This is a genomic window from Candidatus Competibacter phosphatis, assembly GCF_012939995.1.
GTDB classification, from domain to species: Bacteria; Pseudomonadota; Gammaproteobacteria; order Competibacterales; family Competibacteraceae; genus Competibacter; species Competibacter phosphatis.
On sequence record NZ_SPMZ01000026.1, the window covers coordinates 76,239 to 99,292 of the forward strand.

Here is a 23,054-nt window from a genome sequence, read left to right on the forward strand (position 1 = left end):
AAACCGCACCATGGCGCATTCCAACAAAGCCGCTCCCCGCGGCAGCTTCCAAGACCGGCCCCACGCCTTGCCGGCCCCGGAAGATCCGGCCGCGCCGTCGTCGGACTCGCGGCGTATATGCTGGCGCCGTTTCATCGCCGATCCCGCGCTCATGACCGCCATCTACATCGGCGGCGGCTTGCTTTGGGTGCTGGGCGGCGACCCGCTGCTAAGCGCCTGGTTGGCCGGCGCGGAGTTGTCGCCCGTGCTGGGGCCGCTCGCGAACGCCCTGGTGATCGCCGCCAGCGGCAGCTTGCTGTACCGCCTGCTGAGCGTCCATGTCGCAACGGCGCACCACGCTCATCTGGTCCAGGACACGCGGCTGGCGGAATTCATCGAGACGATCGCCGACGTGGCCTTCATCAAGGATTGCGACGGCCGCTACCTGCTGTTCAACTCGGCGGGCGCGCGCCTGGTCGGGAAACCGCTGACCGAATGTCTGGGTCAGGACGATCGCGCGTTGTTCCCCGCCGACATGGCCTTGAAACTGATGGAATCGGACCGTCAAGTTATCGCCAACGGCCACCTGTTGAACCGCGAAGATACCTTCGACATCGGCGGCGACCGGCGTATCTTGCAATCGACCCAATGGCCCTATCGGGACACCGACGATCGCATCATCGGCGTGATCGGCATCGCCCGCGACATCACCGCGCAAAAGCAAGCCGAGGAACAGGCGTGGCGCACCCGCGACGAGCTGGAAAGCCGGGTGCGGGTGCGCACCGCCGAATTGGTGACCGCCAATCGGACCTTGGAACGGCTGATCGCCGCCCGCGTGCAAACCGAAATCGCCCTGCGCGACAGCGAGGAACGCTTTCGCCAGCTCGCCGAGCACATCCGCGAGGTATTTTGGGTGTACGGTATCGTGGAAGAACGGCTGCTGTACGTCAGCCCGGCCTACGCGGAGATCTGGGGACGCGCCGTACGCAATTTTCAGGAACGCCCCCTGGACTGGCTGGAAGCCGTCCACCCCGACGATCGCCTGCGCATTCAGGCGGCGCACGCTGCCAAGCTGGAATCGGGCCGGTTCGACGAAGAGTACCGCATCGTGCGCCCGGACGGCGCGGTCCGCTGGATCTGGGATCGCGGCTTTCCGATCCACGACGCGACCGGTCATGTGTACCGCATCGCCGGCTTGGCCGAGGACATCACCACCCGCAAACTGGCCGAGGACCAATTGCGACGGCAGCAAGTGGAACTGGCCAAGATGTCGCGGCTCAGCCTGGCGGTCGAGTTGGCCTCCAACCTGGCTCACGAACTCAACCAACCGCTGGCGGCCATCGTGGCTTACACCCAGGCATGCCTGACCTTGCTGCGAGAGGACACCGCCGACCCCCGCGAGTTGACCGGTACGCTGGAGGAAGTGGTCAATCAGGGGTTGCGAGCCGGCGGCATCATCCGCCACCTGCGCGGGCTGGTGCAGAAACACCCGGCCGCTCAGACCGAAGTCGATCTCAATGCCCTGATCCGCGCGGTGATGCACTACGCGCAACTGGAGCTGCGCCAGGCCGATATCACGGTGCGACTGGAACTGACGGAACCGCTGCCAGCCATCCTGGCCGACGACATGCAAATCCAGTTGGTGGTGCTCTATCTGGTGCGCAACGCCATCGAGGCCATGCAAGACGCGGACGACGCGCCACGCGAGCTACTGCTACGGACGGCGCCGCTCGACACGGGTACCGTACTCGCCACCGTTCACGACACCGGACCAGGCTTCAGCCCGGAAGCGCTCGAACGATTGTTCCAACCCTTTTTCACCACCAAGTCCGGAGGCATGGGACTGGGGCTGTCGGTCAGTCGCTCGCTAATCGAATCCCAGGGCGGACAGTTATGGGCCACCCCCCAATCAGCCCGACCGTGGGGTCTCCTTCCATTTCAGCCTGCCGGTGTACACTCACTACCGACAATCGCCCGTGCCCGCATGAACGAAATCGCTCCCACCGTTTTTCTCATCGACGACGACCAGGCAGTACGCGACGCGGTCGGCCTGCTGTTGCGGGCAACCGGGCTGATCGTGGAATCCTTCGCCAGCGCCACCGACTTCCTCAAATCCGACGGCATTCGTCGACCCGGCTGCCTGCTGCTGGACGTGCGCATGCCGGGCATGAGCGGCCTGGATCTGCAAAAACAGTTGCAGGAACAGGGGCATCACATTCCGATCATCTTCATGACCGGCCACGGCGACATACCCATGGCGACTCGGGCGATGAAAGCCGGCGCGTTCGACTTCATCGAAAAGCCGTTTCAAGGGCAAACGCTGCTGGCGCGAGTCCGGGAGGCACTGGAACGCGATGCCCGCGAGCTTCGCCGCCAAGCCCAACGCAGCGAGGCGGCGAGGCGGCTGGCGCGGCTATCGCCGCGCGAGCGGGAGGTCCTGGAACGGGTGGCGGCCGGTCAGTACAACAAGGTGATCGCCGCCGAACTCGGCATCAGCCTGTCCACGGTGGAAATCCATCGCAAGCGGGTCATGGAGAAACTGGAGGCGGACTCTCTCTCCAACCTGATTCGAACCCTGGCGCTATTGAACGAAGGAGGATCATAGCCCCGTCAACCCCAGAGCCGGCGATCGTTCGGCCGGACAGCGGCATCGACCACGACCACGACCATTGACAAGCTCATGAACCTCGCAAACAGCGCACTGCTGACCGATCTCTACCAACTGACCATGCTCCAGACCTACCATGCCGAACGCATGCAAGAGACGGCCGTGTTCGAACTGTTCGCCCGCCGGCTACCCCCCGAGCGGGAATTCCTGCTCGCCGCCGGCCTGGAACAGGCATTGGATTATCTGGAAAACCTGCGGTTCGCCACCGAGGAACTGGACTGGCTGGCCGGCCACGGCGGCTTCAGCCCGCAATTCGTGGCTTCGCTGGAAGATTTTCGCTTCACCGGCTCGGTACATGCGCTGCCGGAGGGCACGGCGTTCTTCGCCAACGAGCCGATCCTGCGGGTCGTCGCTCCGCTGCCCGAGGCGCAACTGGTGGAAAGTCGGCTCATCAACCTGCTCCATTATCAGACGCTGATCGCGTCCAAGGCCGCCCGCTGCGTGTTGGCCGCGCCCGGTAAACTGCTGGTGGATTTCGGCATGCGCCGCGCCCACGGCGCCGAGGCGGCCCTGTTCGCCGCCCGAGCAGCCTATCTGGCCGGTTTTGCCGGCAGCGCCACCGTGTTGGCCGGTATGCGTTTCGATATTCCCGTGTTCGGCACCATGGCGCATTCCCTGATCCAGGCCCATGACCGGGAGGAAGACGCCTTCGAACATTTCGCCGCCGCGCAGCCCGGCAACGTGGTGCTGCTGCTCGACACCTACGATACCGAGACCGCCGCCCGCAAGCTGGTCGCGTTGGCCCCCCACCTGCGCGAGCGCGGCATCCAGATCAGGGGCGTGCGCATCGACAGCGGCGACCTGGCCGAACATGCCCGCCGGGTCAGAGGCATCCTCAATGCCGGTGACCTGGCACAAGTCACCATTCTGGCCAGCGGCGATCTCGACGAATACCGCCTGCGCGAGCTGCTGGCCGCAGGGGCGCCGATCGACGGCTTCGGCATCGGTACCCGGTTGGACGCCTCCACCGACGCCCCGACGCTGGACCTGGTTTACAAACTCCAGGAATATGCCGGCCTGCCCCGACGCAAACGTTCCGAAGGCAAGGCCACCTGGCCCGGCCGCAAACAGATCTACCGGCAACGCACGGCGAACGGCGCGCTGACCGGCGACTGCCTGGGGCTGGAGGATATGCCGCGAACGGGCGAACCCTTGTTGGTCAAGGTGATGGAAAACGGTCACCGACTGGCACCGTCGGAACCGCTGGACATCATTCGCGATCGGGTACGCATGCAACTGGCGGCGCTACCGCCCGTCCTGCGCGCCGGTCGCGGCGAACCGCCCTATCCGGTCGAAATCGCCCCGGAACTGCGCGAACTGGCCGCTCGGCTGGACCAAAAAACCCACTGACCCCCGCCCCCCCTCGCGGCGCATGGGTCCGAGCGCGCCCACGCTTCGATCCTGTTTTCTTCAAACCGCGCCAGACCCTCACGGCTAGGCCGATCCATGCTATGCTGCATCGCAACATCGCTACGCCCACGAGGGAATGGTCATGGCCATCGCAATTCTTGTCGTCCCCACCGAACCACGCGTCGGGCTGACCACCGTCGCCCTGGGCCTGGTGCATGCGCTCGATCGCAAGGGCATTCCGGTCGGTTTCTGCAAACCCATCGGCCAACCGCACGCCACCGACACCGGACCGGAACGCTCGACCCGGCTGGCCCGCGCCGTCACCAGCCTGAACCCGCCTGAACCGATGTCGGCCGCCGAAGCGGAAAACCTGCTCGGCCACGATCGGGAAAACATCCTGCTGGAGGAAGTCATCGCCCGCTACGAGCGCGCGGCCCAGAAAGCCAGCGTGGTGGTGGTCGAAGGCTTGGTGGATACCGAGGAACGATCTTACGGTACCCATCTCAATGCCAAGATGGCGCAAAGCCTGGATGCCCGGATCATCATCGTCGCCGCTCCCGGCCGCGACAATCCGCGCCAGGTTGCCGAACTGGTGGAAGTGGTGGCCCAGGCCTACGGCGGCATCCGCCACGAACGGATGATCGGCTGCATCGTCAACCTGCTGGACGCGCCGGTGGATCCCACGGGTCATATCCGCTTCGATTTCAGTCGCGCCGAGGATATCCCCGACCAAGGCCACGCGGCCGAGCTGCAAGCCGAATGCGCTCGGCGCTGGCCGGAAACCTTCAAGCTGCTGGGCTGCATCCCCTGGCAACGCGACCTGATCGCGCCGCGAGTGCAGGACATTAGGCACATGATCGGCGCGCAAGTCCTCAACGAAGGCCAGTTGGAGCGCCGCGTCACCCATGTCGCGCTGGGCGCCCGCACCCTGACCAACAGTTGTCAGGATCTGCGGGCCGGCGCGATGGTGATCATGCCCGGCGACCGTGACGACCTGCTGCTGGCCACCTGCATGGCGGCGATCGGTGGCACCCACGTCGCGGCCGTGCTGCTCACCGGCGGCATCAAGCCCGACCCACGAGTCTGGAAGCTGTGCGACCCGGCGCTCGCCACCGGCCTGCCGGTGCTGACCATCCCCTATAGCTCCATGCAATCGGTGCTGTACCTGCCTTACATCAACCTGGAGATCCCGCTCGACGATCACGACCGGATGCAGCGAGCGGTGGAAACGGTCGCCTCGCACATCACCCTGGAATGGCAGGAACCGCTACTGACCGCGATCGAGGAACGGCGGCTCAGCCCGCCGGCCTTCCGCCACATGCTGGTGGAACGCGCCCACCGGGCCAACAAACGCATCATCCTGCCCGAGGGCAACGAACCACGCACCATCGAGGCAGCGATCATCTGCCACCAGCGCAATATCGCCCGCTGCGTGCTGATGGGCGACGCCGGTCGCATGCATCGGCTGTCGGCCCGCCGCGGCATGACCATCCCGCCGGGTATCGAAATCATCGATCCCACCCAAGTCGATCCGCGCTACATCGATGCAATGGTGAAATTGCGCCAGGACAAGGAACTGAGCCCTGGACTGGCCGAGGAGCAACTGCACGACCCGGTCGTGCTGGGCACCATGATGCTGCAACTGGGCGAAGTGGACGGTCTGGTGTCCGGCGCGGTGCATACCACCGCCAACACCATCCGTCCGGCCCTGCAACTGATCAAGACCGCGCCCGGAGTCAAACTGGTGTCGTCGATCTTTTTCATGTGCCTGCCGGAACAGGTGCTGGTCTACGGCGACTGCGCCATCAACATCGACCCCAACGCCGACGAGCTGGCCGATATCGCCATTCAGAGCGCCGAGTCGGCCCAGGCCTTCGGCATCACGCCCCGGGTGGCAATGCTCAGCTACAGCACCGGCACCTCCGGCACCGGTAGCAACGTGGAGAAAGTCAAGGAAGCGACCCGCATCGCCCGCGAACGGCGACCGGATTTGCTGATCGACGGCCCCTTGCAGTACGACGCGGCGGCCATCAAGGCGGTGGCCCAAAGCAAAGCGCCCGACAGTCGGGTCGCCGGCCGGGCCACGGTGTTCATCTTTCCCGATCTCAACGCCGGCAATACCACTTACAAGGCGGTGCAGCGCAGCGCCGACGTGATCAGCATTGGCCCGATGCTGCAAGGCTTGGGCAAGCCGGTGAACGACCTGTCGCGCGGCGCGCTGGTGGAAGACATCGTGTTCACCATCGCCCTAACCGCGATTCAGGCCGAGCAGGCGGCGGAACGGGAGCGCGCCGCCCGGCGCTGAACTTTCACTCCCGCTCGAACACCTCCACCCGAGCCGGCGGCAGATTGCTCCAGATGATCTTGCTGGACCGCCGCCGAAAGTGGGGGAGCAGCCCGGACTGGGTGCCGCGCAGGTCGTAGGTGTATTGCACCAGTAGGCCGCCGGCATCGAGCAGGGTCTCGAACTGGTGACCGATGGCGCGGGTGACGGCGGGAGGCAGCGAACGCAAAGGCAGGCTGGACACGATGCCACCGACTCCTCGCGAACGGTCGTGGCTCAGCAATTGCGCCAGTTGCGCGGCATCTCCCTGTACGACCCGCAGTTGTGGAAAACGCCGGCGCAGGTGGTTGACCAGCGTCGGCGAACGCTCGATCACCACCAGTTTCCACGGCGGCACGCCGTGCTTGAGCAGCGCGGCGGTGACCGCGCCGGTTCCTCCGCCCAGTTCCACCACCAGCCCGTCTCGATCCAGCGGCACCCGCGAGGCCATGCAACTCGCCAGCGCCGGCGCGCTGGGACAAGCCGCCCCCATGGCGCGTGGGTTGGCCCAGATTTCCCGAGTGAACAACGCCAGTGACGCGGCGCCGGGGTTTTGCATCAACACCTTCACCAAACGTTTCATACCCTACCTAGTCGTAAAATCCAGAGAACCGCTCATCGATCGGAAAGTTGCCTGTTGCGCGATGGCGACCGGAGCATCCAGCCGGCGGAAAACACCAGCATACCGGTAACAGATGTGACAGTTGGATGACCGCAGGCATTTTAATCGATATCCGGCACTTTAATAGCGAGAATAACGGGATATCGATGATGGCGAGGCGACATACCGAAACCCGGTTCGACAGCGCCGCCGACAGGATATGCAAGCGGTGGAGGAATGCTCGGAGAGCGGGGGACAGATGGATCGGCACGGCAACCGCCGGTCGAAACCGGCGGTTCAAACAATGTCAGGAAGGGCTACGCAAGCGCTCTTGCTCGGCTTCGAACAACACCGACGCGATCTGATGCAGTCCTTCTTCCTCGGCCAATTCGGAAATCTCCTCCCACGAAGCACTGCGGTCGATGGCGGCGGCGGTCTTACTGCCCGCCGGCAAATCCTGACGAGCCTCCCGAATGAAGGTATCGGTGGCCACCTCGGCATCTTCCAACGTCGCCGAGCCACTCCGCAGCGCTTCCTGCTCGGCCTCGAACAATACCGAGGCCAACTTATGCAAGCCTTCTCCCTCGGCCAGTTCGGAAATCTCCTCCAGACTGGCGTTACGGTCGATGGCGGCGGCAGTCTTGCTGCCATCGGGCAGATCGCTCCGGAACGACTGGAGCAGTTGCGCGATGTTTTTTCATCTCCACGGGTAGAACTCCTGGTGATGGTGATTGAAAGATGGGTTCGATGGGCGGGCAAGTCTATTATGGCGGCGCCGAAAAAACCAATATCGAACCCGCTTTGCCCGCACCGATCGCAGGCTTTCGATCCGAGTCCCGGCTCTTGGCGCATCGCGATCGAGCGGACCCCATGCCGTGCCCATGACGATTTCGTCGATCCCCGAGCACGGCATCCAGAACATTTTAAGGTTGGTTTCAGGCACGTTCCGTACAGTGCGCCTCAGCTCGCAAGGACGCGTCGATCCGCATCGACGACTCGGACCGTCGTCGCCAACTCCATCCGTTAATTGATGAGGTATTGCTCCATGATCGCTCGCACATCCCTGCTCGGCACCGTCGCTTTCGTGCTTGCCACCACCTTGGCCACCGCCACCTTGGCCGCCGAAACCAAGGATGCCACGCCAGGCGTCAACCCGCCAGCCGCCACGGCGACCGCCGGCATTACCAAGGAACAGGCCGTCGACATGGCATTGAAGGCGCATCCGGGTAAAGTGACCAAAGCCTACAAGGACCGGAAGAACGGCAAGGAGACCTGGGAAGTGAAAATCAAGGGCGACGACGGCAAGAAATGGGAAGTGTATTACGACATGAAGACCGGAGATCTGGTCGCCGAGGAAGGCGACTGAGGTCGAATGACCCAGGTTGACGTCCCGAAATCGCAAACCCGTCATCGCGCCTCCCTCGCGTCACCGCGCGGCGGAGGCGCCGACCACACACCGCGAGCTTATGGCCATGACTGACCCTCGTTCCACCGAAATCGCCGTTTGGGACCCGCTGGTCCGCTTGTTTCATTGGGTCCTGGTGGCCGCGTTCTGCGCCGCCTATTTCACCCAGAGCGAGTGGTTCGAGAATTTCCAGGACCGCCTGGACGGCGAGTGGCTGCAAACCGTCCATGTCTGGGCCGGTTACACCATCGCCGGACTGTTGCTGTTTCGCCTGCTCTGGGGCTTTGCCGGACCACGGTACGCCCGGTTCGCCGACTTCGTGCATGGACCCCGCGCCACGCTGTCCTACCTCAAGCAAGTGCTGACCCTGCGCGCGCCCCGCCATCTGGGCCATAATCCAGCCGGCGGCGCCATGATCGTGGTCCTGCTGCTGAGCCTGACCACCGCCGTTACCGCCGGCTTGCTGCTGTACGGCGCCGACAAGGGCCTGGGTCCGTTGGCCGGCTGGCTGGCTGGCGGCAACGAAGACACCATTCACTCCATCAAGGAGATCCATGAGTTTTTCGCCAACCTCACCCTCGCGCTGGTCGCTGGACATTTGCTCGGGGTCATCTGGGAAAGTCTGCTGCACCGGGAAAATCTGGCCCGCGCCATGGTGACCGGACGCAAGCGCGCCTGACCACCCTCATATCATCCACGAAATCGTGCCCATGCCCCATCCCGCCAGACCCATCACCACCCTTCTGCTGGCCGTAAACCTGCTGGTGGCGGGTCCGCTCATGGCCGGGCACGACCATGACGAAATCCGCCGCTTGCGCGGCACCGGACAAATCTTGTCGCTGGAAACCATCATCGCCAATCATCGCACCCGGCATCCCGGAGGCCAATTACTGGAAGCAGGCCTGGAATCCGAGCATGGCCGCTATGTCTACGATCTCAAATTCTTGGGTGACGATGGTGTGGTGAGGGAGTTCGAGTACGATGCCCGCACCGGCGCACTGTGGCATTCCGAGCATGAAGACTCTAAAGAATAAGGATGAGCGATGCGCCTGCTGCTGGTCGAGGACGATGCATTACTGAGCGGCCGGCTACGCGGCGAACTGCAACGGGCCGGTTTCGCCGTGGATGTGGCGGACAATGGCGTGGATGCCGGTTTCCTGGGTGAGTCCGAACCCTACGACATGGTGGTGCTGGATATCGGGCTGCCCGGCCGCTCCGGGCTAGACGTGCTGCGCGACTGGCGCGCGGCCGGCAATCCGATGCCGGTGCTGATCCTGACCGCCCGCGACGCCTGGCACGAAAAAGTGGATGGCTTCAAGCTGGCGCCGACGACTATCTGAGCAAACCGTTTCATACCGCCGAACTGATCGCTCGCTTGCAGGCATTGCTACGGCGCGGTATCGCCCGGCCGCCCGGCCCGCTGCAAGCCGCCGGCCTAGAGCTGGACGAAAACGCCCAAACCGTCCGGATGACCGCCAGCGATGCCACCGTCGAGCTGACCGGCACCGAATTCCGCCTGCTGCGCTACCTCATGCTGCACCCTGGCCGGGTGCTGTCGAAAAGCCGGCTGGTCGAGCATGTCTACGATTTCGACGCCGAGCGCGACAGCAATGTGCTGGAGGTCTACATCAACCGACTGCGCCGTAAACTTGGCCGCGACCTGATTGCCACGCGTCGCGGTCAGGGCTATGTTTTCGGAACCGACGACACATGACTTCGCTACAGGCCCGGCTCTCGGCCGGTCTGATCCTAGCGCTGACACTGTTGATGGCGCTGGCGGTGGCTCTCGGCGGCTACTCGCTGCGACAACTGGCCGAGGACTTCGTCGCCGGCCGACTGGAACACGATCTGGAAACCCTATTGGCGGCCTTGACATTCGACGCCGCCGGTCACCCGCATCTGGCCGCCGATCGGATCAACGCTCCTTTCCGCCAACCTTACTCAGGGCATTATTACCGGATCGAAACTCCCGGCGGCGTACTCTCTTCCCGCTCCCTGTGGGACACCGAGTTGTCCTTGCCGCCGCTCGTGACCGACCACGTCACTCGTCATTTCGTCGCCGGCCCACAGGGCCAGCAATTGCTGCTGGTCGGACGCGTCTTCCGAGTCCAGGGTCACCCCGTCGCCATGGCCGTAACCGAGGATTTCACATCGGTACGCCAAGGTATCTATCGGATACTAATTGAATTTATCCTGGTCGCACTGCTGCTTCTCGTCGCGCTGCTATTGTTTCAGCGACAAATGGTGCGACGCGGCCTGGCGCCACTAGAGCAGATCCGTCGGAACCTGCCGCGACTGGCCTGCGGCGAGATCGCGCAACTACCGACCGACGTCCCGGACGAAGTAAGACCATTGGTGGACGAACTGAATCGCTTGCTGGTCCTGCTGGACCAGCGCCAGCAGCGGGCTCGTCATGCGCTCGGCAATCTGGCGCACGCCGTGAAAACCCCGCTCACCGTGCTGGCCCAACTCGCCGAACAACCGCTCCCACCCGAGGATAGCGCTGGCTGGCAAGCGCTGCGCCAGCAGATCCAGCAGATCCGTGCCCTGACCGAACGCGAACTCAAGCGGGCGCGAATCGCTGGCGGCGGCGCACCCGGCCAGCGGGTACTGCTGGAACGGGAGGTCGCCGATCTGATCGAAACCTTGCGTCGCATCCATCGCGACCGATGCTTGCGGGTCGAGCTGCGCATCCCGCCCGCCAGCACCTTCCCCTGCGACCGGGACGACTTGCTGGAACTACTGGGCAACCTGCTCGACAACGCCTGGCAGTGGGCGGCGACCACGGTACGGTTGACCGCCAGCGTGACTGAACGGGAACTGTGTCTGCGGATTGAGGACGACGGGGCGGGTTGCCCACCGGAACAAATGGAGCTGCTGCGACTGCGGGGAGCGCGCATCGACGAATCCCGTGCCGGACACGGCTTGGGGTTGGCCATCGTCGGCGACATCGTCCAGCAGTATGGTGGCGCGCTACGGCTGGAGCGCTCAGCGGCGCTGGGCGGCCTGATGGCGGAGGTGGCATTGCCGCAACCCACCACCACCCGCCAATTCGAAATCAGTACGCCTCGAAGCTAAAGCGCGCTGTACCGATCCTCAGCATGTCGCCCGCCTCCAAGGCCAGCACCTCGTTGGTGGCCAGAGAATGACAACCCACCCGAACCGAACCCGGCTCGGCCAGATTCTGAATCCAGTACATACCGTCCCGGAACAACAGTTCGGCGTGCCGCGGCACCACGCCCGGAGCACTGACACGTAGGCCAGCCTGCGGGGAACTGCCCAGCGACAGCCACTTGGGGACGTAGTAGTGGACGATCTGTCGGCGAGCCGCGTCCTCGCGTTCGAACCGGGCATACAGCAGGGCGCCGGGGTTGCCGACTCCATTCAAGCGAGCCACCCGTTCCTGCATGTGCAGCAGCTTGAGATAGCGAGTCTTGAGCTTGTCCCGCAGCGCATCGGCGTTGGCTTGCCGGTCGCGCTGATGCAGCACATCGACCAGCTCAAGCAGATAGCGGCCGAACTTGTCGCGCGGTTCCTGGCTGTCCCAATCCAGTGGTGCGTGTTCACCCTTATGATCCCAGGCCAAAAACAGCTTCAATCGATACAGATCGCATACATCCAGCACGTCGTCGACTTCCAGCAACTGCCAGCTCCCGCGCTCCAACCGCTGGCCGTTTCGACCGGTGTAGGTATATCCCTCATCGCTGGCCGACATCAGCGCCAGTTGATCGCCCAACGCACAGATCACGCTATGGAGCCGGGAAATCCGATTGTACTTGGGCACGAAACCCAAGGTGAAATCGCCGAACCCGGTGCCGGCGGCGGCGCTGTGGCGGCCAAAGATCATCAGCGGACGCGATACCAGTTCGATGCGCGCCACCGCATGGGCTGAATTTTCCGGCAGCAGCAACGCCCGCGTCAGCGGCGTACCGCGACTGAGCGCCTGACCGCTGGCGGGACTGGTCGCCCGCAGACTGTAGCTACGCTCGGGATCGGCTTCCAGTTCGAGCGGCAAGGTGCAGGCCAGGGTGTCAGCCTCGGTTTCCTCGCGCTCGGCGACCGGCTCGTTCAGCAGCCATCCGCTGGAAGCGGTCTTGTCCAGCAACGGGTCGGGCCAGAAGCGATCGGATCGCGACGCGGCACCCGCTACCGGCTCCTGCTTGCTCTCAATCGGCCGGGTAAAATCCAGCCGGATCTCGCAGCGGTTGTCGTAGGCGTGCCATTCCCCTCGATGGTCGCAGAGGTCGAGTTCCAGCCACAAGGTGGTTTGCACCGGGCCAGCGTGGGGACACCGATAACCGATGTACACCGGTTGTGCTTCCCGGCCGTCCAGCAGCCGCAGCGGCGGGACTCGCCCTTCATCGACAAATACCAGATCGGGACTGCGCAGCCGCAGGCGGATTTCCCGATACAACCACCAACTGGGATTGACCAGCAGCGCGCAAAGCGTGTTTTCCCGTTCCGAGGTTGGGCTCATGGTGACCGCCAGACTCACCAGTACCGGCTGCTGGGTTTCCGTCAACCGGGCGATGCGTCGCTGGTACTCGTCCGCCTGCACCGGGCCGCCACGTGCCCAGCGCAGATACCGGTTCCGAAAATAATCCACCGCCTCCCGATCCCGTGGTTCTCGGTATTCCTGTTTGGCGGCGAGTTCGCCCAGTAACTGGGCAAATTCGCGCAGGACCGACGTCGTCGACTCGACAGCGGGCGGCACCGGCTCGGCGGGTGGCGCGGTACTGGCCCACCCCATCGCTGGCGCCGGATCGACCGCCACCGGGCTCTCGGCGACTGGCGGCACGGGCATGGATTCGCGCGGCGGCGCCGGCTCGGCGGGCGGAGCGACGCTGGCCAACCCCATCGATGGCGCCGGATCGACCGCCACCGGACTTTCGGCGACTGGCGGCATGGACGCGGATTCGCGCGGCGGTATCGGCGCCAGTCTCAATTCTCCCCCAGCCGCGACCACCGGCCGCTCGGCCACCGAGGTCCGATCGGGATCAAGATCGAAATCCAACGGTAGATCCAGATCCAGATCCAGACGCAGGTCAAACCCGTCACCGTCAGTGGGCGCCGACCCTGTTTCGCCAACGGCATCCTGCCAGAGCGGGCCAACCGTCCCGGACCCCGATTGAGCCCGCTCGCCGAGAAAGCAATTGCGGGCGGCCTCATCCACCAGACCCGGCGTGATCTCACGCTCCGATTCCAGGCTGGCGAACAGGAACATGGCGTCGCACAGCATGGCGACGGCGCGCGGGACTCCTTGGCTATAGTGGTCGATGCGCTCGATAACGGCGGGAGAAAACAGCCCCTCGCCCGCATAGCCGGCAGCCTTGAACTGATGGTTGATGAACAGTTCGGTTTCCATGCCGCTCAGCCGTTCGAGGTGGCAACGAACCTGAACCTGCTCGTGCAACCGCCGCAACTCAGGTTGGCGCAGCTTGCCTTCGATCTCCGGTAGGCCCGCCAGTACGATCCGCAGGCGCTGATCGGGTTCCACCGCCGTTTCCACGAAATCCAGCAAGCGGCTCAACACGCCAATACGCAGATGCTGTGCGTCGTCGATCAGCAGGGCAACCGGTTGGTTGCGGCGTGCGTGCGCGGCCACGGTATCCAGCAACAAGTGACTCTGTTGCTCGATGTTCAGACCTTCGGCCGGCAGTTGCAGGCTGATGCATAGATAGTTAAGGATGTCGGGAAAATCGAGGTTGGCGTTATTCAGCAGAATGAAAAAAAATATCGGCGGCTTCCGCCATGCAGCGGCGCAATACCAGCGTCTTGCCAAACCCGGCCTCGCCAGTCAGCAGAATGAACCCGCGCTGTTCCCGGATACCACTCAGGATATCGGCGCAAGCGCTGTCGAAATTATCGTTGCGATAATAATCTTTGCTATCTTTCGGTTTGAAGGGTTTGTTTTCGAAACCGAAATAGGTGGTATACATACCCTCCCCCTCCTCGACACTACCTCTGCCAGCATTCTAAAGCTCCAGCATCCATCTCCATAGCGCTTTTTCGTATCGTCGGTTAATCTATTGATTCGAAACTGGACCAAATGAAACCACCGTTGGGATTGATCGTCCCGTCAACCCGGCGCCTGCCGCTTGATCCAGCCCGGCAACCCACCCGCCACGTTCAAAGTCAGCCGGTTCGCCAGCATCTCCAGAGTACCCTTGATTCGGTCCATGCACGCTCCCTTGGATTGCCATGCCGATTCAACGCCCGCGTGTCTCGCCAACGACGACTTCTCCCATAAACCTTAGCGCAATCATCCGTATGTCCATCGGCGATCGGCCCTCCACGCCGGCGTAAAGCTCCACCACCTTGCATCCGCTCATCGGCGCCCATGATCGCGACGAGGTCGGACCACATCGTCATCGGCGCCGGTTGGTGGGAGAATGACGATTTGGTCAACGGAACATACTCCCATGTCTCATATCGTCATTCACCGCGACCATCCGCTCACCCTCGACGAGGCGCGTCAAGCCGCGGAAACTCTCGCCGTCCAACTGGCCGAGCGTTACGACCTCAGCCACCACTGGCAGGACGACACCCTGTACTTCGAACGCTCCGGCGTCGGTGGCCAAATCGAACTGGAGCCGGGCAAGTTGCGGATCAACGTGCGCCTGGGCTTTCTCCTGGCGACGCTGAAATACAAGCTGGAGCAGGAAATTCACGCTTACCTGGACGAGCTGTTTCAGCAAGCCGGACCGCCCGATCCGGTTTGAGCCCTTATCGCATCGCTCATATCCGGCGGTTGGGAATCAATGCCTTGGCCGGCGGGATGCCGATCCCCTACCAGCGCCTCAGCACAACTCGTGCCGCAGGATCGTGCCGATGTTGGATTTGGGCAGGCTATCGCGGAACTCGACCTGGCGCGGCCGCTTGTAGGCGGGGAGACACCGTCGGCAGTGCGCCTGAATTGCTTCGACGGTCAATTCCATCCCCGGCTTGGGCACGACGCACACCTTGACCGCCGAGCCGCTCTTCTCGTCGGGCACACCGATACAGGCCGCCTCCAGCACCCCCGAACAAGCCACCACCACCTGCTCGATTTCACTGGGGAACACGTCGAAGCCGGACACCAGAATCCGGTCCTTCTTGTGATCCACCATGTAAAAGAAACCCTGTTTGTCCATGGTGGCGATGTCGCCGGTCAGCAACCAGCCATCGCGGAGGATGCGGGCGGTTTCCTCGGGCCGACGCCAATAGCCGCGCATCACCTGCGGGCCGCGGGCACACAATTCTCCGCGCGCCCCCGACGGTACTTCCCTGCCTTCCTCGTCGCGGACCTGCACCTCGGTGGACGGCAACGGCAAACCGATGCTACCGGTGAAATCCTCGATATCGACCGGGTTGACGCAGATCGCCGGCGCGGCCTCGGTCAAACCGTAGCCCGCCAGGATCGGCACTCCGGTCAGGGTCCGCCAGCGATCGGCCACGGTCCGCCACATCGGTGCGCCGCCGCCGACCGTCAACCGCAGCGAGGAAAAATCCAACGTGGCAAACTTGTCATTGTTGACCAGCGCGTTGAACAACGCGTTGACTCCGGTAATCACCGTGAACTTCCACGGACGGATCTCCCGCACGAACAGCGGAAGGTCGCGGGGGTTGGTGACCAGCACGTTCAAGCCGCCAAAATAGAGAAAGCACAGACAATTCACCGTCAGGCAGAAGATGTGGTGCAGCGGCAGCGCGGTGATGACGATCTCCTCGCCCTCATGGATCGTCGAACCCACCCAGGCAACGATCTGCCGTATGTTGGCCAACAGGTTACGGTGGGTCAGCATCACACCCATGGGCAGTCCGGCGGTACCGCCGGTGTATTGCAGGAAGGCCAGATCCTCGCCGGTGACCGCGACCGGCCGCAGGACAAGGCGGGCACCGCCAGCCAGCGCTTCCCTGAACCCAACCGTATTCGGCAGCGCGTAATGCACCCTCTTCTTGATGTGCCGGGCCACCAGATTGACCACCTTGGCCTTCCAGAACGACAACAGGTCGCCGATCTCGGTAACGATGGCGGTTCTGATCTCGGTCCGCTCGACGACCTCGGCCAACACATGGGCGAAGTTGGCGAGAATCAGAATCGCCTTGGCTCCGGAGTCCCTGAGTTGGTGCTCCAGCTCGCGCGGGGTATGCAGCGGATTGACGTTGACCACCACCAATCCGGCGCGCAACGCACCGAACAACGCCACCGGATATTGCAGCAGGTTGGGCAGCATGATCGCCACCCGCTCACCCTTTTCCAGCCCCAATTCCTGTTGCAACCAGGCGGCGAACGCCCGACTCATCTGCTCCAGTTCGGCATAGGTCATGCCGCAACCCATGTTGACGAAGGCATTGCGCCGTCCGAACTGACAGCAACTCCGATCGAATACTTCGACCAGTGAGCGGTATTCATCGGGGTTGATGTCCGCCGGCACCTGGGGTAGATAACGTTTCAACCACACTTTTTCCACGGGAGGCCTCCAATCAGCGTCCGGTCACTCCCATTGTGAGATTATTGACGACCGATTACCAAACTTCACTTGTGGGTATTGCAAGATCGGTTTTTCGGATGAGACTGCCGAGATGCGGGCAAAACGACGCAGTTGGCGGAGCGATCGCGTGGGTTGAGCCGGGGCTGGGCGCGGGCCAGACCGGCGGACCCTACTTCCTTGGAATTTCGGCCAAGGGCAATTGGGTGATGGCGGCGATCTGCTCCGGTGAAAAATTCATCGCCAGGAGTTCCCGAGCCACCGCCAACGCCTTGCGATGCGCACCTTCTTCCATTCCCTTTTCCATTCCCTTTTCCATTCCCTTCTGATAGCTGGGCAGCCGTTCGAGGTTGATTTGCAACATGGCGTAGGCTTCCTGAAGGTTGATGGTGAGATGGCGATTGTCCGCCAGAATCTCCAGCATGGACAGGTATTCGCGCAGCCGGCCTTCGTCGGGGTCGGTCAGCCGTCGCAGTTTCTCCAATAAGCGCATCAATACCGTTTGCGGATCATCATCGCCAAAGTCGCCCAGGATGGCCAACACCAGGGCGTCAGGCTGGTCGCTGGCGTACAGGGTGCGGTAGTCGATCGTCCGCATGTCGACCACGTCATAGTGGTAGCTCAGTTGCGGGCTATCCAACCCGGTAGCCATGGTCAGTCGCTCGGCGCCGATGTAGACCAGACATTGATGGATGCGGTAACCCGGATACGCCAAGTGGATGTCGGTCAGGTAGCGCAGCATCCGTACCGCCATTTGACCGTCGTTGGCGTTCTGAATTTCCAGATGCAGGATGAAGGGCTCGCCCTGTGCGGGGATGACTTTGGCGACCAAGTCGGCGCGGCGGTCTTCAATCCGCTGCTCCTCGGTGGCGAGCAACTCGGCGTCGATTAGGTCCAGCCGGAACAAGTAGACCGCCATGTCCAGCAGCAGACGCTTGAGAATGCCCTTGGAGATGATGTCTTTTTGGCCCATGGAGGCATTTTATCGGCTCGCCAATGAGCTGGCCATCGATCACGATCGCGATTCAAAAGTTTGCGAATGCATCGGCGATCCGGGCGCTTCAGCCGCGAATCGCCTGGCTCCTACAACAAGAGGGACACCACTACGCCACAAGTCGGCGTGCCAAAAACGCCAGTTCCTGCACCGCCGGATGGGCATTTTAGGAGGAAAATGGGCCATCGGCGGGGCAGCCATTTGTTTGCTGCTTGCCCGTACTACATCCGCCAGCGATAGCTTCCAGGCGTTCGCGGGATAGGATGCGGGGTGACTCGTAGGATTTCTTCGCTGGCTTGTCGGCAGTGTCGCGGATAGCTTGGGTTGGATCAGGCATGGTGTTCTCGCTTGTGTCGGTCTCTGGATAGTACCCGCCGGCATCCCCTACCACTCCTCGACCGGAGGGGCGGAGGATACCGGTTTCGCTCAATGGTGTAACTGCAAGGCGGAGTCACCGAGCAAGCTGTAGATACGCAGCATATACGTCGGCATGTCTTGACGGCGTATATTGTCCTGCAAGGCCTGCTGGATCGCCTCGCCCAGTGTCGGCATCTGCTGCTGGAACACCGCCGCGAACAAGCTCCGGTTGAGTCGCAATGCCGGTTCGTTCAGCGACATTCCGGTGGGTGCCCAGACAGCGATGGCACCGCCGTCAGCGTCCAGGATCAACTGCTCGCCCAGGGATGCATAGCGGGGAACCTCGAACCGGTTTGCCGCGCAGGTCAGGGCACTGACCACCGGCAGTGGGCCGACGCTGTTCAGCGTACCCATGTCGTCCCAGGTGAGCAGGCCAGCCGCGCTGAAACGATCCGCTCCACCGTGGCCAAGGTAGTTGACCCAGCCCGTGCCTCGGTTCATACCTTCGAACAGCAGCGACCGCGCGGCGCCAATGGCCTGCTGGTCGAGATAGATCCGAGTCACGGCAATCCCGGACGGCAGCAACTCCGCTACCCAGTCGCTGTCTTGGGGAAAATAACCGGCGGCGGAGTCTGGCTTGTCGGCCAGTAGCATCGCCCCGGCCTGGTATAGCGAAACCGTCCCTTTTTCGTAAGCTTCGACCTTGGCCAAGTAGGTCTGAAGATCGACCACACTTGCCGCCGGGATGCGACCAATAGCCATGTCGGGCGCACCGTCTCCATCGAAGTCCACCAAGCAGTTGTCGCAACCGAATAGGCCGTTAGGCGTGGACGTCATGAGGGTGGGTGCCTGCGGTTCGCCCTTACCGCCCAGATCGCGATAATCGAAGCTGCCGATACCCACAAGCACCACGTAGCGCACGCCCCAGTTGTGGAAGGCATCACGGAGGAAGTCGCGCACAGCGTGAGGACTGGCGACGCCCCAATTATAACTATCGTAGATTTCGTCAGTACCCACTACCCGGCTGGACAGGCCCTTACCTTGGCGATAGTCGGCCAGCGTTTGGGCTGCATCCACCAACGCAGGCGGAACGATGATCAAATAATCCACTGGGTCGCTGGAAGACTGGAGGTCGGCGGCGGTCATCGGCGCGGGCGTGGCCGACGTAATCGCCGCGCCGGTCAACACCAGGTAGCGCCGGCCCTGCTCAGCGGTGAAAGTGACGCTCTGGCCCACCGTGCCGGGTGTCACGGTCGTGTGGGTGATGTAGACCGGTTTTCTCAGGTTGCCGATATCGAAGACGTAAATGTCGGCCGTGCTGAAGCCATCTACCGCCAGCGGACCGTCGCTTTCGGCTTTCAAAGTCAGCCGATCGTCGGTAGCTCGCGCCAAGCGGCGGTATTTCATCTCGATGCGATCGACGTAGAAAATATTCGCAGAATCGCCCAAGGCACGGATTTTTATATCGTTGTCGCCACTTTGAAGTTGTGCGCCCGTTACCGACAACCGCAATTCGTAGTCCGCCAGATCGCTCCACGTTCCCTCGCCGAGTGTCTGACCGTTGATCGACACTTGCACCGAGTGTGTTCCAGAAACAGCGCCTTTCAGGAAAACCTTGAGCTTGCCGCCGTCGGCCACGTCGGGCAGGCGAACGGTAAAGCACTTGGTGTTCCAGTTTTTGCTGCTGCAGATGGGATCGCCGCCGCCGATGAAACCCTCCCAATACCAGTAGTCGCTTTCGGGGTCGGTAGAAACGACGGTGGCGGCAAAGATATCCTGCTCCGCCGTGATCGTGTCGTCGAAGTCGCCCGCTGCCACCGGGTCCGGGGCTTTATCCTTGGCGGATGACTCTTCCATTACCTTACCCTTCTGGTTCGACCGCAGCCGGTAGATGTTGTCCAGCGTATAGAGGCTATCGATGGCTTCGCCGTAGAACAGAATTCCGGCCTCGTCCGCCGCCGGCAGCCAGGCCACGTCCTTGCCCGCCGTGGTCAACTCCAATTTTTCGTTGCGCAGCCACTTGCGCACGTTCTCTTCCGTGTTACCCAACGCCTCGGCGAGCCGGGCGACGCTAGCGTAGAACAGCCCATCCTGCCGCACCGGGATTTGCGCCGTGTCCGTCACCTTCTTTTTCTTGCTCACCGTCGAAATGGCCACTTGCGCGCTCCGCTCAACGTTTCGGTTATCGAGCGCATGAGGAATGGCTTGATAGCCTTGCGCCGGGTCGTCGTAGCCTGCGCCGGAATCCGTTGACGATTCGGCCACGAATGCCACCTTCGCGACTTGCTGGGCCGATTCGACCGGCGTCACGGTAAAAGGACCGTGAACGCGTGTACTTCCCCAGACTTCCTGCTCCACCAACCGGTAGGTATAACTTTGGTCGGGCCAAGCATCCAGATCCACGAAGGTATATCGACCGCCCTGCGGCGAGGTAATCAGCGCCGGCAACAGCGTATCGTTAAGGCGGTCGTAATCGCCACTGATGGGTTCAAGCCGTTCGATGTGGAAACCCGCCGTGCCCAGTTCGAAGGCGGTTTCCCAGTACAGCACCACCCGCCCGCCTTCGACCGTCGCCCCAAATTCCGCGACGCTGGCCAGAGTGGCCTTGCAGGTCGCGCCGGACGTAACTCCGGGGATCTGGCTTTCGGTGAGGTTGGTATTGGTCACACCAGCCGTGCCGGAGGTGGCGCCATAAGCGTTCGCTGCCGCCGTCGTGGTACCGTTAGCGCCGCCAGTGACGCTGGTGGAAACGGCGGCGCTGGAAAGATAGATCACGCCGCCCGCACCGCCGCCACCGGGGCCATGCGCGGAGCCAGTCGGGTCGGCATTCGTGCCATTGGCACCCTTGGCGTTGATGGTCAGACTGGTCAGTACGCCGGTTCTGGCAAACACCAGTACGCTGCCGCCCGCACCGCCGCCACCGCCGCTGTTTTGATCGTTGGCACTGGGATTGCCATCGGTCCCACCGCCACCGGCGTTACCCGGCGCGCCGCGGGCGCGGCTGGCGTCGGCATTGGTCCCATCAGGATAACCACTGCCCGAAGCCAGCGTTGCGGTACCGTCGTACATATAGTTGGGCGATCCGGCCACACCCTCGGCCTTGTTGCCGTTGTAGAGAGGCGTACCCGACGGTGGCGTAGCCCGGGTGCGATAAGCGGTGTTCGAACCGCCTGTCTGGCCCGAGAGTTGTTGTCCGCCGCCGCCCCGGAAGCCCTTGGCATCGACATTGATGCCGCCACCGGAGAAGGTCAGCGTACCCGCCACGTCCATCACGACGATACCGCCTGTGCTGCCGTTCCAGGCTTGGGCGGTGATCTGGCCAGTAACCGTAGCGCTGTCGTACTGCGGCACTCGCACCACCTGGAAGCGGCGCTGACCCTGGATAGCGGTGGCGTTATCGTTGGTGTAGGTATTACGCAAGCCCAAGCCCGTACCCGTGCCCTGGATCGGCACGGAACCACCGCTCACTGGCCCGGTGGCCCTGACAAATTCATACAGACCAGCACTGTTGTAGTTGGTGGCGCCGCTGCCAGAACTACCATTGCCATAGCTGCTGGTATTGGTGTAGTCGATTGCCGCGTCCTGCATCTGAATCACCAGCAGCAGATCGCCGGAGGCGATGGGAGTCGTGGCCCCCTGCGAGGCCCCAACCGAGATACTCGCAGCACCGGCGTTGGCGGTGGCCGTACCAGGGTAATAGGTATTGACAACTCCGCTTAGGCTTGTGGGGCTGCCATCGCGACCGGGCACGGCGCAGACGGCGATGGTTGGTGACCGAAGTGCGATGGTGGCGGTGACCCATGCGTCATTGTTAGATGCAAACGCCGCTGTTCCCGTGGTATCGGCGGCCGTTTGCGTGCCTTGGCCAACACCGAGGGCCACATCGGCGCCACTGCCACCAACATTGACGAGAACCAGCTCTGTCCCCGGCACCGAAGCGAGCGAGTTATTGTCGATCCCCGCAATCCGGACGACCATCGTATCGGCTACGGTCGTCGTCACGGCGGGGGCTGTAGGCGAGTTGTTATCACCGGTAGTGAAGCCTGATACGTTGATCGGCGCTGACGGGTCCGCGCCCGTGTAGCGCAGAATGGCTCCCGCCACTTTAACGGACTGGTTCAAGCCGAACGAATAACTGGAACCGTCGGTGGCGCCGACCACGCGGTAGAAGACCGCGAGGGTCACGTTTATCCCGTTGTTTTGACGCAGAACCTGGGTCCACCCAGTTGGCGGGGTGATGATTGTGTTGCCCCGTGCAGATATAGTCGCCAACAAGAAATCGCTCTGGACCGTGCCGGTCGGCTTGCCAATGGCGAGCGAACTGGTAGTGCTAGACGCCTCTGCTTTCGATTGATACGTTGGCGCCGCAGCCAACGGTCCTACCCAGCCCAGCGCCAGAGTCAAAATCACGTACAGAAGCGCCCATCGGGTTGCATTCGATTTGTTGTTTGTTCGCATCGTCTCTATCCCTATCCCTTCGCTATCCGCCGCCAGTAAAATCTGCCATTAACTTATCATGAGAAACTTTACGGAATAAATCGCTTATATCGAATCTAAGAAGCTGTACAAAAACTCAATTACCTAAGCTACCTCTAAAGCAGTCCCTTGTAATAATACTCGTTCTTTACAAATTCTTCGCAGCATGAGTCGAATTGAGGCCATATAAACATGGCCCGTACTCGATGTGGGTTTCCGTTCGTAATCTTTGCTTAAGCGGCGAGATCGCCCGAGCCAAGCAAAGGTTCGCTCTACAACCCATCGCCGAGGTAAAACCTGAAATCCCTTATCCGTTTTCTTTTTTTTCAACAACTTCAAAAATGCAGTCAAACTGTTCCTTGACCCATTGAACAAACTTTTCACCTCTATAACCACCATCCGCCCAGATTTTTTTGACGCTATCCACGAT

17 protein-coding genes and 2 pseudogenes are annotated in these 23,054 nt (G+C 62.4%); 11 read left to right on the forward strand and 8 right to left on the reverse strand.

The window, feature by feature from the left end:
* The first annotated feature begins 10 nt into the window (after positions 1-10).
* The 3 genes from E4P82_RS09830 (at position 11) to pta (ending at position 6,302) form a co-directional block, all read left to right on the forward strand.
* Positions 11-2,584 (forward strand): response regulator, encoded by a 2,574-nt coding sequence (locus E4P82_RS09830; RefSeq protein WP_169248715.1) that lies wholly within the window; start codon positions 11-13, stop codon positions 2,582-2,584.
* Positions 2,585-2,659: 75 nt separating this feature from the next.
* Positions 2,660-3,997 carry a nicotinate phosphoribosyltransferase gene (locus E4P82_RS09835; RefSeq protein WP_169248716.1) on the forward strand — a complete coding sequence of 446 codons (1,338 nt, stop codon included), beginning with the start codon at positions 2,660-2,662 and terminating at the stop codon, positions 3,995-3,997.
* Between the two features lie 142 nt (positions 3,998-4,139).
* The gene (gene pta, locus E4P82_RS09840; RefSeq protein ID WP_169248717.1) at positions 4,140-6,302 is read left to right on the forward strand and encodes a phosphate acetyltransferase; all 2,163 of its coding nucleotides are present in this window, start codon (positions 4,140-4,142) and stop codon (positions 6,300-6,302) included.
* A gap of 4 nt (positions 6,303-6,306) precedes the next feature.
* Here the strand turns inward: pta and E4P82_RS09845 are convergent, their stop codons facing one another.
* A complete protein-coding gene (locus tag E4P82_RS09845) occupies positions 6,307-6,903 on the reverse strand; it encodes a class I SAM-dependent methyltransferase (RefSeq protein ID WP_420887088.1) in 597 nt (198 codons plus the stop codon).
* A 325-nt stretch (positions 6,904-7,228) separates the two neighbouring features.
* A complete protein-coding gene (locus E4P82_RS09850; protein WP_246327484.1) occupies positions 7,229-7,495 on the reverse strand; it encodes a hypothetical protein in 267 nt (88 codons plus the stop codon).
* Between E4P82_RS09850 and E4P82_RS21490 the strand changes: the two genes are divergently transcribed.
* From E4P82_RS21490 to E4P82_RS09875, 6 genes and pseudogenes are all read left to right on the forward strand, one after another.
* A complete protein-coding gene (locus E4P82_RS21490) occupies positions 7,490-7,948 on the forward strand; it encodes a hypothetical protein (protein WP_211203096.1) in 459 nt (152 codons plus the stop codon). The two genes, E4P82_RS09850 and E4P82_RS21490, sit on opposite strands and share 6 nt — an antisense overlap.
* A gap of 18 nt (positions 7,949-7,966) precedes the next feature.
* Positions 7,967-8,287: a PepSY domain-containing protein gene (locus tag E4P82_RS09855; protein WP_169248718.1), complete on the forward strand. Its 321-nt coding sequence runs from the start codon at positions 7,967-7,969 to the stop codon at positions 8,285-8,287.
* Between the two features lie 106 nt (positions 8,288-8,393).
* The gene (locus E4P82_RS09860; protein ID WP_169248719.1) at positions 8,394-9,005 is read left to right on the forward strand and encodes a cytochrome b/b6 domain-containing protein; all 612 of its coding nucleotides are present in this window, start codon (positions 8,394-8,396) and stop codon (positions 9,003-9,005) included.
* Positions 9,006-9,036: 31 nt separating this feature from the next.
* Positions 9,037-9,360 (forward strand): PepSY domain-containing protein, encoded by a 324-nt coding sequence (locus E4P82_RS09865; RefSeq protein ID WP_246327485.1) that lies wholly within the window; start codon positions 9,037-9,039, stop codon positions 9,358-9,360.
* A 9-nt stretch (positions 9,361-9,369) separates the two neighbouring features.
* A pseudogene (locus E4P82_RS09870) lies at positions 9,370-10,040 on the forward strand (response regulator transcription factor).
* The gene (locus E4P82_RS09875; RefSeq protein ID WP_169248720.1) at positions 10,037-11,404 is read left to right on the forward strand and encodes a sensor histidine kinase; all 1,368 of its coding nucleotides are present in this window, start codon (positions 10,037-10,039) and stop codon (positions 11,402-11,404) included. Before E4P82_RS09870 ends, E4P82_RS09875 begins: the two are co-directional and overlap by 4 nt.
* On the opposite strand, the gene E4P82_RS09880 is transcribed toward E4P82_RS09875, so the two are convergent.
* Both E4P82_RS09880 and E4P82_RS09885 read right to left on the reverse strand, forming a co-directional pair.
* Complete coding sequence (locus tag E4P82_RS09880) at positions 11,385-14,108, reverse strand: AAA family ATPase (RefSeq protein WP_169248721.1); 2,724 nt, start codon at positions 14,106-14,108, stop codon at positions 11,385-11,387. The genes E4P82_RS09875 and E4P82_RS09880 overlap by 20 nt on opposite strands.
* A complete protein-coding gene (locus tag E4P82_RS09885) occupies positions 14,038-14,265 on the reverse strand; it encodes a hypothetical protein (RefSeq protein WP_169248722.1) in 228 nt (75 codons plus the stop codon). The genes E4P82_RS09880 and E4P82_RS09885 overlap by 71 nt, the downstream gene beginning before the upstream one ends.
* 483 nt (positions 14,266-14,748) lie before the next feature.
* On the opposite strand from E4P82_RS09885, the gene E4P82_RS09890 reads away from it, so the two are divergent.
* Entirely contained in the window at positions 14,749-15,048 is a 300-nt protein-coding gene (locus E4P82_RS09890) for a polyhydroxyalkanoic acid system family protein (RefSeq protein ID WP_169248723.1), read from the forward strand.
* A 78-nt stretch (positions 15,049-15,126) separates the two neighbouring features.
* Here the strand turns inward: E4P82_RS09890 and E4P82_RS09895 are convergent, their stop codons facing one another.
* The gene (locus E4P82_RS09895) at positions 15,127-16,779 is read right to left on the reverse strand and encodes an AMP-binding protein (RefSeq protein ID WP_169248724.1); all 1,653 of its coding nucleotides are present in this window, start codon (positions 16,777-16,779) and stop codon (positions 15,127-15,129) included.
* A 190-nt stretch (positions 16,780-16,969) separates the two neighbouring features.
* The gene (locus E4P82_RS09900; RefSeq protein ID WP_169248725.1) at positions 16,970-17,770 is read right to left on the reverse strand and encodes an RpnC/YadD family protein; all 801 of its coding nucleotides are present in this window, start codon (positions 17,768-17,770) and stop codon (positions 16,970-16,972) included.
* On the opposite strand from E4P82_RS09900, the gene E4P82_RS09905 reads away from it, so the two are divergent.
* Complete coding sequence (locus E4P82_RS09905; protein WP_169248726.1) at positions 17,769-18,053, forward strand: hypothetical protein; 285 nt, start codon at positions 17,769-17,771, stop codon at positions 18,051-18,053. The genes E4P82_RS09900 and E4P82_RS09905 overlap by 2 nt on opposite strands.
* A 164-nt stretch (positions 18,054-18,217) precedes the next feature.
* Here E4P82_RS09905 and E4P82_RS23175 read toward each other — a convergent pair whose 3' ends face one another.
* Together E4P82_RS23175 and E4P82_RS23650 are read right to left on the reverse strand one after the other, a co-directional pair.
* Positions 18,218-22,333 carry a C25 family cysteine peptidase gene (locus E4P82_RS23175; RefSeq protein WP_169248727.1) on the reverse strand — a complete coding sequence of 1,372 codons (4,116 nt, stop codon included), beginning with the start codon at positions 22,331-22,333 and terminating at the stop codon, positions 18,218-18,220.
* 506 nt (positions 22,334-22,839) lie between these two features.
* Positions 22,840-22,927, reverse strand: a pseudogene (locus tag E4P82_RS23650) (transposase); the annotation flags it as partial.
* Positions 22,928-23,054 lie beyond the last annotated feature (127 nt).

What these genes read in the sequence shown, in the direction of transcription:
- pta (WP_169248717.1), top strand. Translation starts at nt 4,140, where the DNA reads ATGGCCATCGCAATTCTTGTCGTCCCCACCGAACCACGCGTCGGGCTG.
- E4P82_RS09890 (WP_169248723.1), top strand. Translation starts at nt 14,749, where the DNA reads ATGTCTCATATCGTCATTCACCGCGACCATCCGCTCACCCTCGACGAG.
- E4P82_RS09835 (WP_169248716.1), top strand. Translation starts at nt 2,660, where the DNA reads ATGAACCTCGCAAACAGCGCACTGCTGACCGATCTCTACCAACTGACC.
- E4P82_RS09900 (WP_169248725.1), bottom strand. Translation starts at nt 17,770, where the DNA reads ATGGGCCAAAAAGACATCATCTCCAAGGGCATTCTCAAGCGTCTGCTG.
- E4P82_RS21490 (WP_211203096.1), top strand. Translation starts at nt 7,490, where the DNA reads ATGCAAGCCTTCTCCCTCGGCCAGTTCGGAAATCTCCTCCAGACTGGC.
- E4P82_RS09885 (WP_169248722.1), bottom strand. Translation starts at nt 14,265, where the DNA reads ATGTATACCACCTATTTCGGTTTCGAAAACAAACCCTTCAAACCGAAA.
- E4P82_RS09860 (WP_169248719.1), top strand. Translation starts at nt 8,394, where the DNA reads ATGACTGACCCTCGTTCCACCGAAATCGCCGTTTGGGACCCGCTGGTC.
- E4P82_RS09875 (WP_169248720.1), top strand. Translation starts at nt 10,037, where the DNA reads ATGACTTCGCTACAGGCCCGGCTCTCGGCCGGTCTGATCCTAGCGCTG.
- E4P82_RS09855 (WP_169248718.1), top strand. Translation starts at nt 7,967, where the DNA reads ATGATCGCTCGCACATCCCTGCTCGGCACCGTCGCTTTCGTGCTTGCC.
- E4P82_RS09830 (WP_169248715.1), top strand. Translation starts at nt 11, where the DNA reads ATGGCGCATTCCAACAAAGCCGCTCCCCGCGGCAGCTTCCAAGACCGG.
- E4P82_RS09865 (WP_246327485.1), top strand. Translation starts at nt 9,037, where the DNA reads ATGCCCCATCCCGCCAGACCCATCACCACCCTTCTGCTGGCCGTAAAC.
- E4P82_RS09905 (WP_169248726.1), top strand. Translation starts at nt 17,769, where the DNA reads ATGGAGGCATTTTATCGGCTCGCCAATGAGCTGGCCATCGATCACGAT.
- E4P82_RS09845 (WP_420887088.1), bottom strand. Translation starts at nt 6,903, where the DNA reads ATGAAACGTTTGGTGAAGGTGTTGATGCAAAACCCCGGCGCCGCGTCA.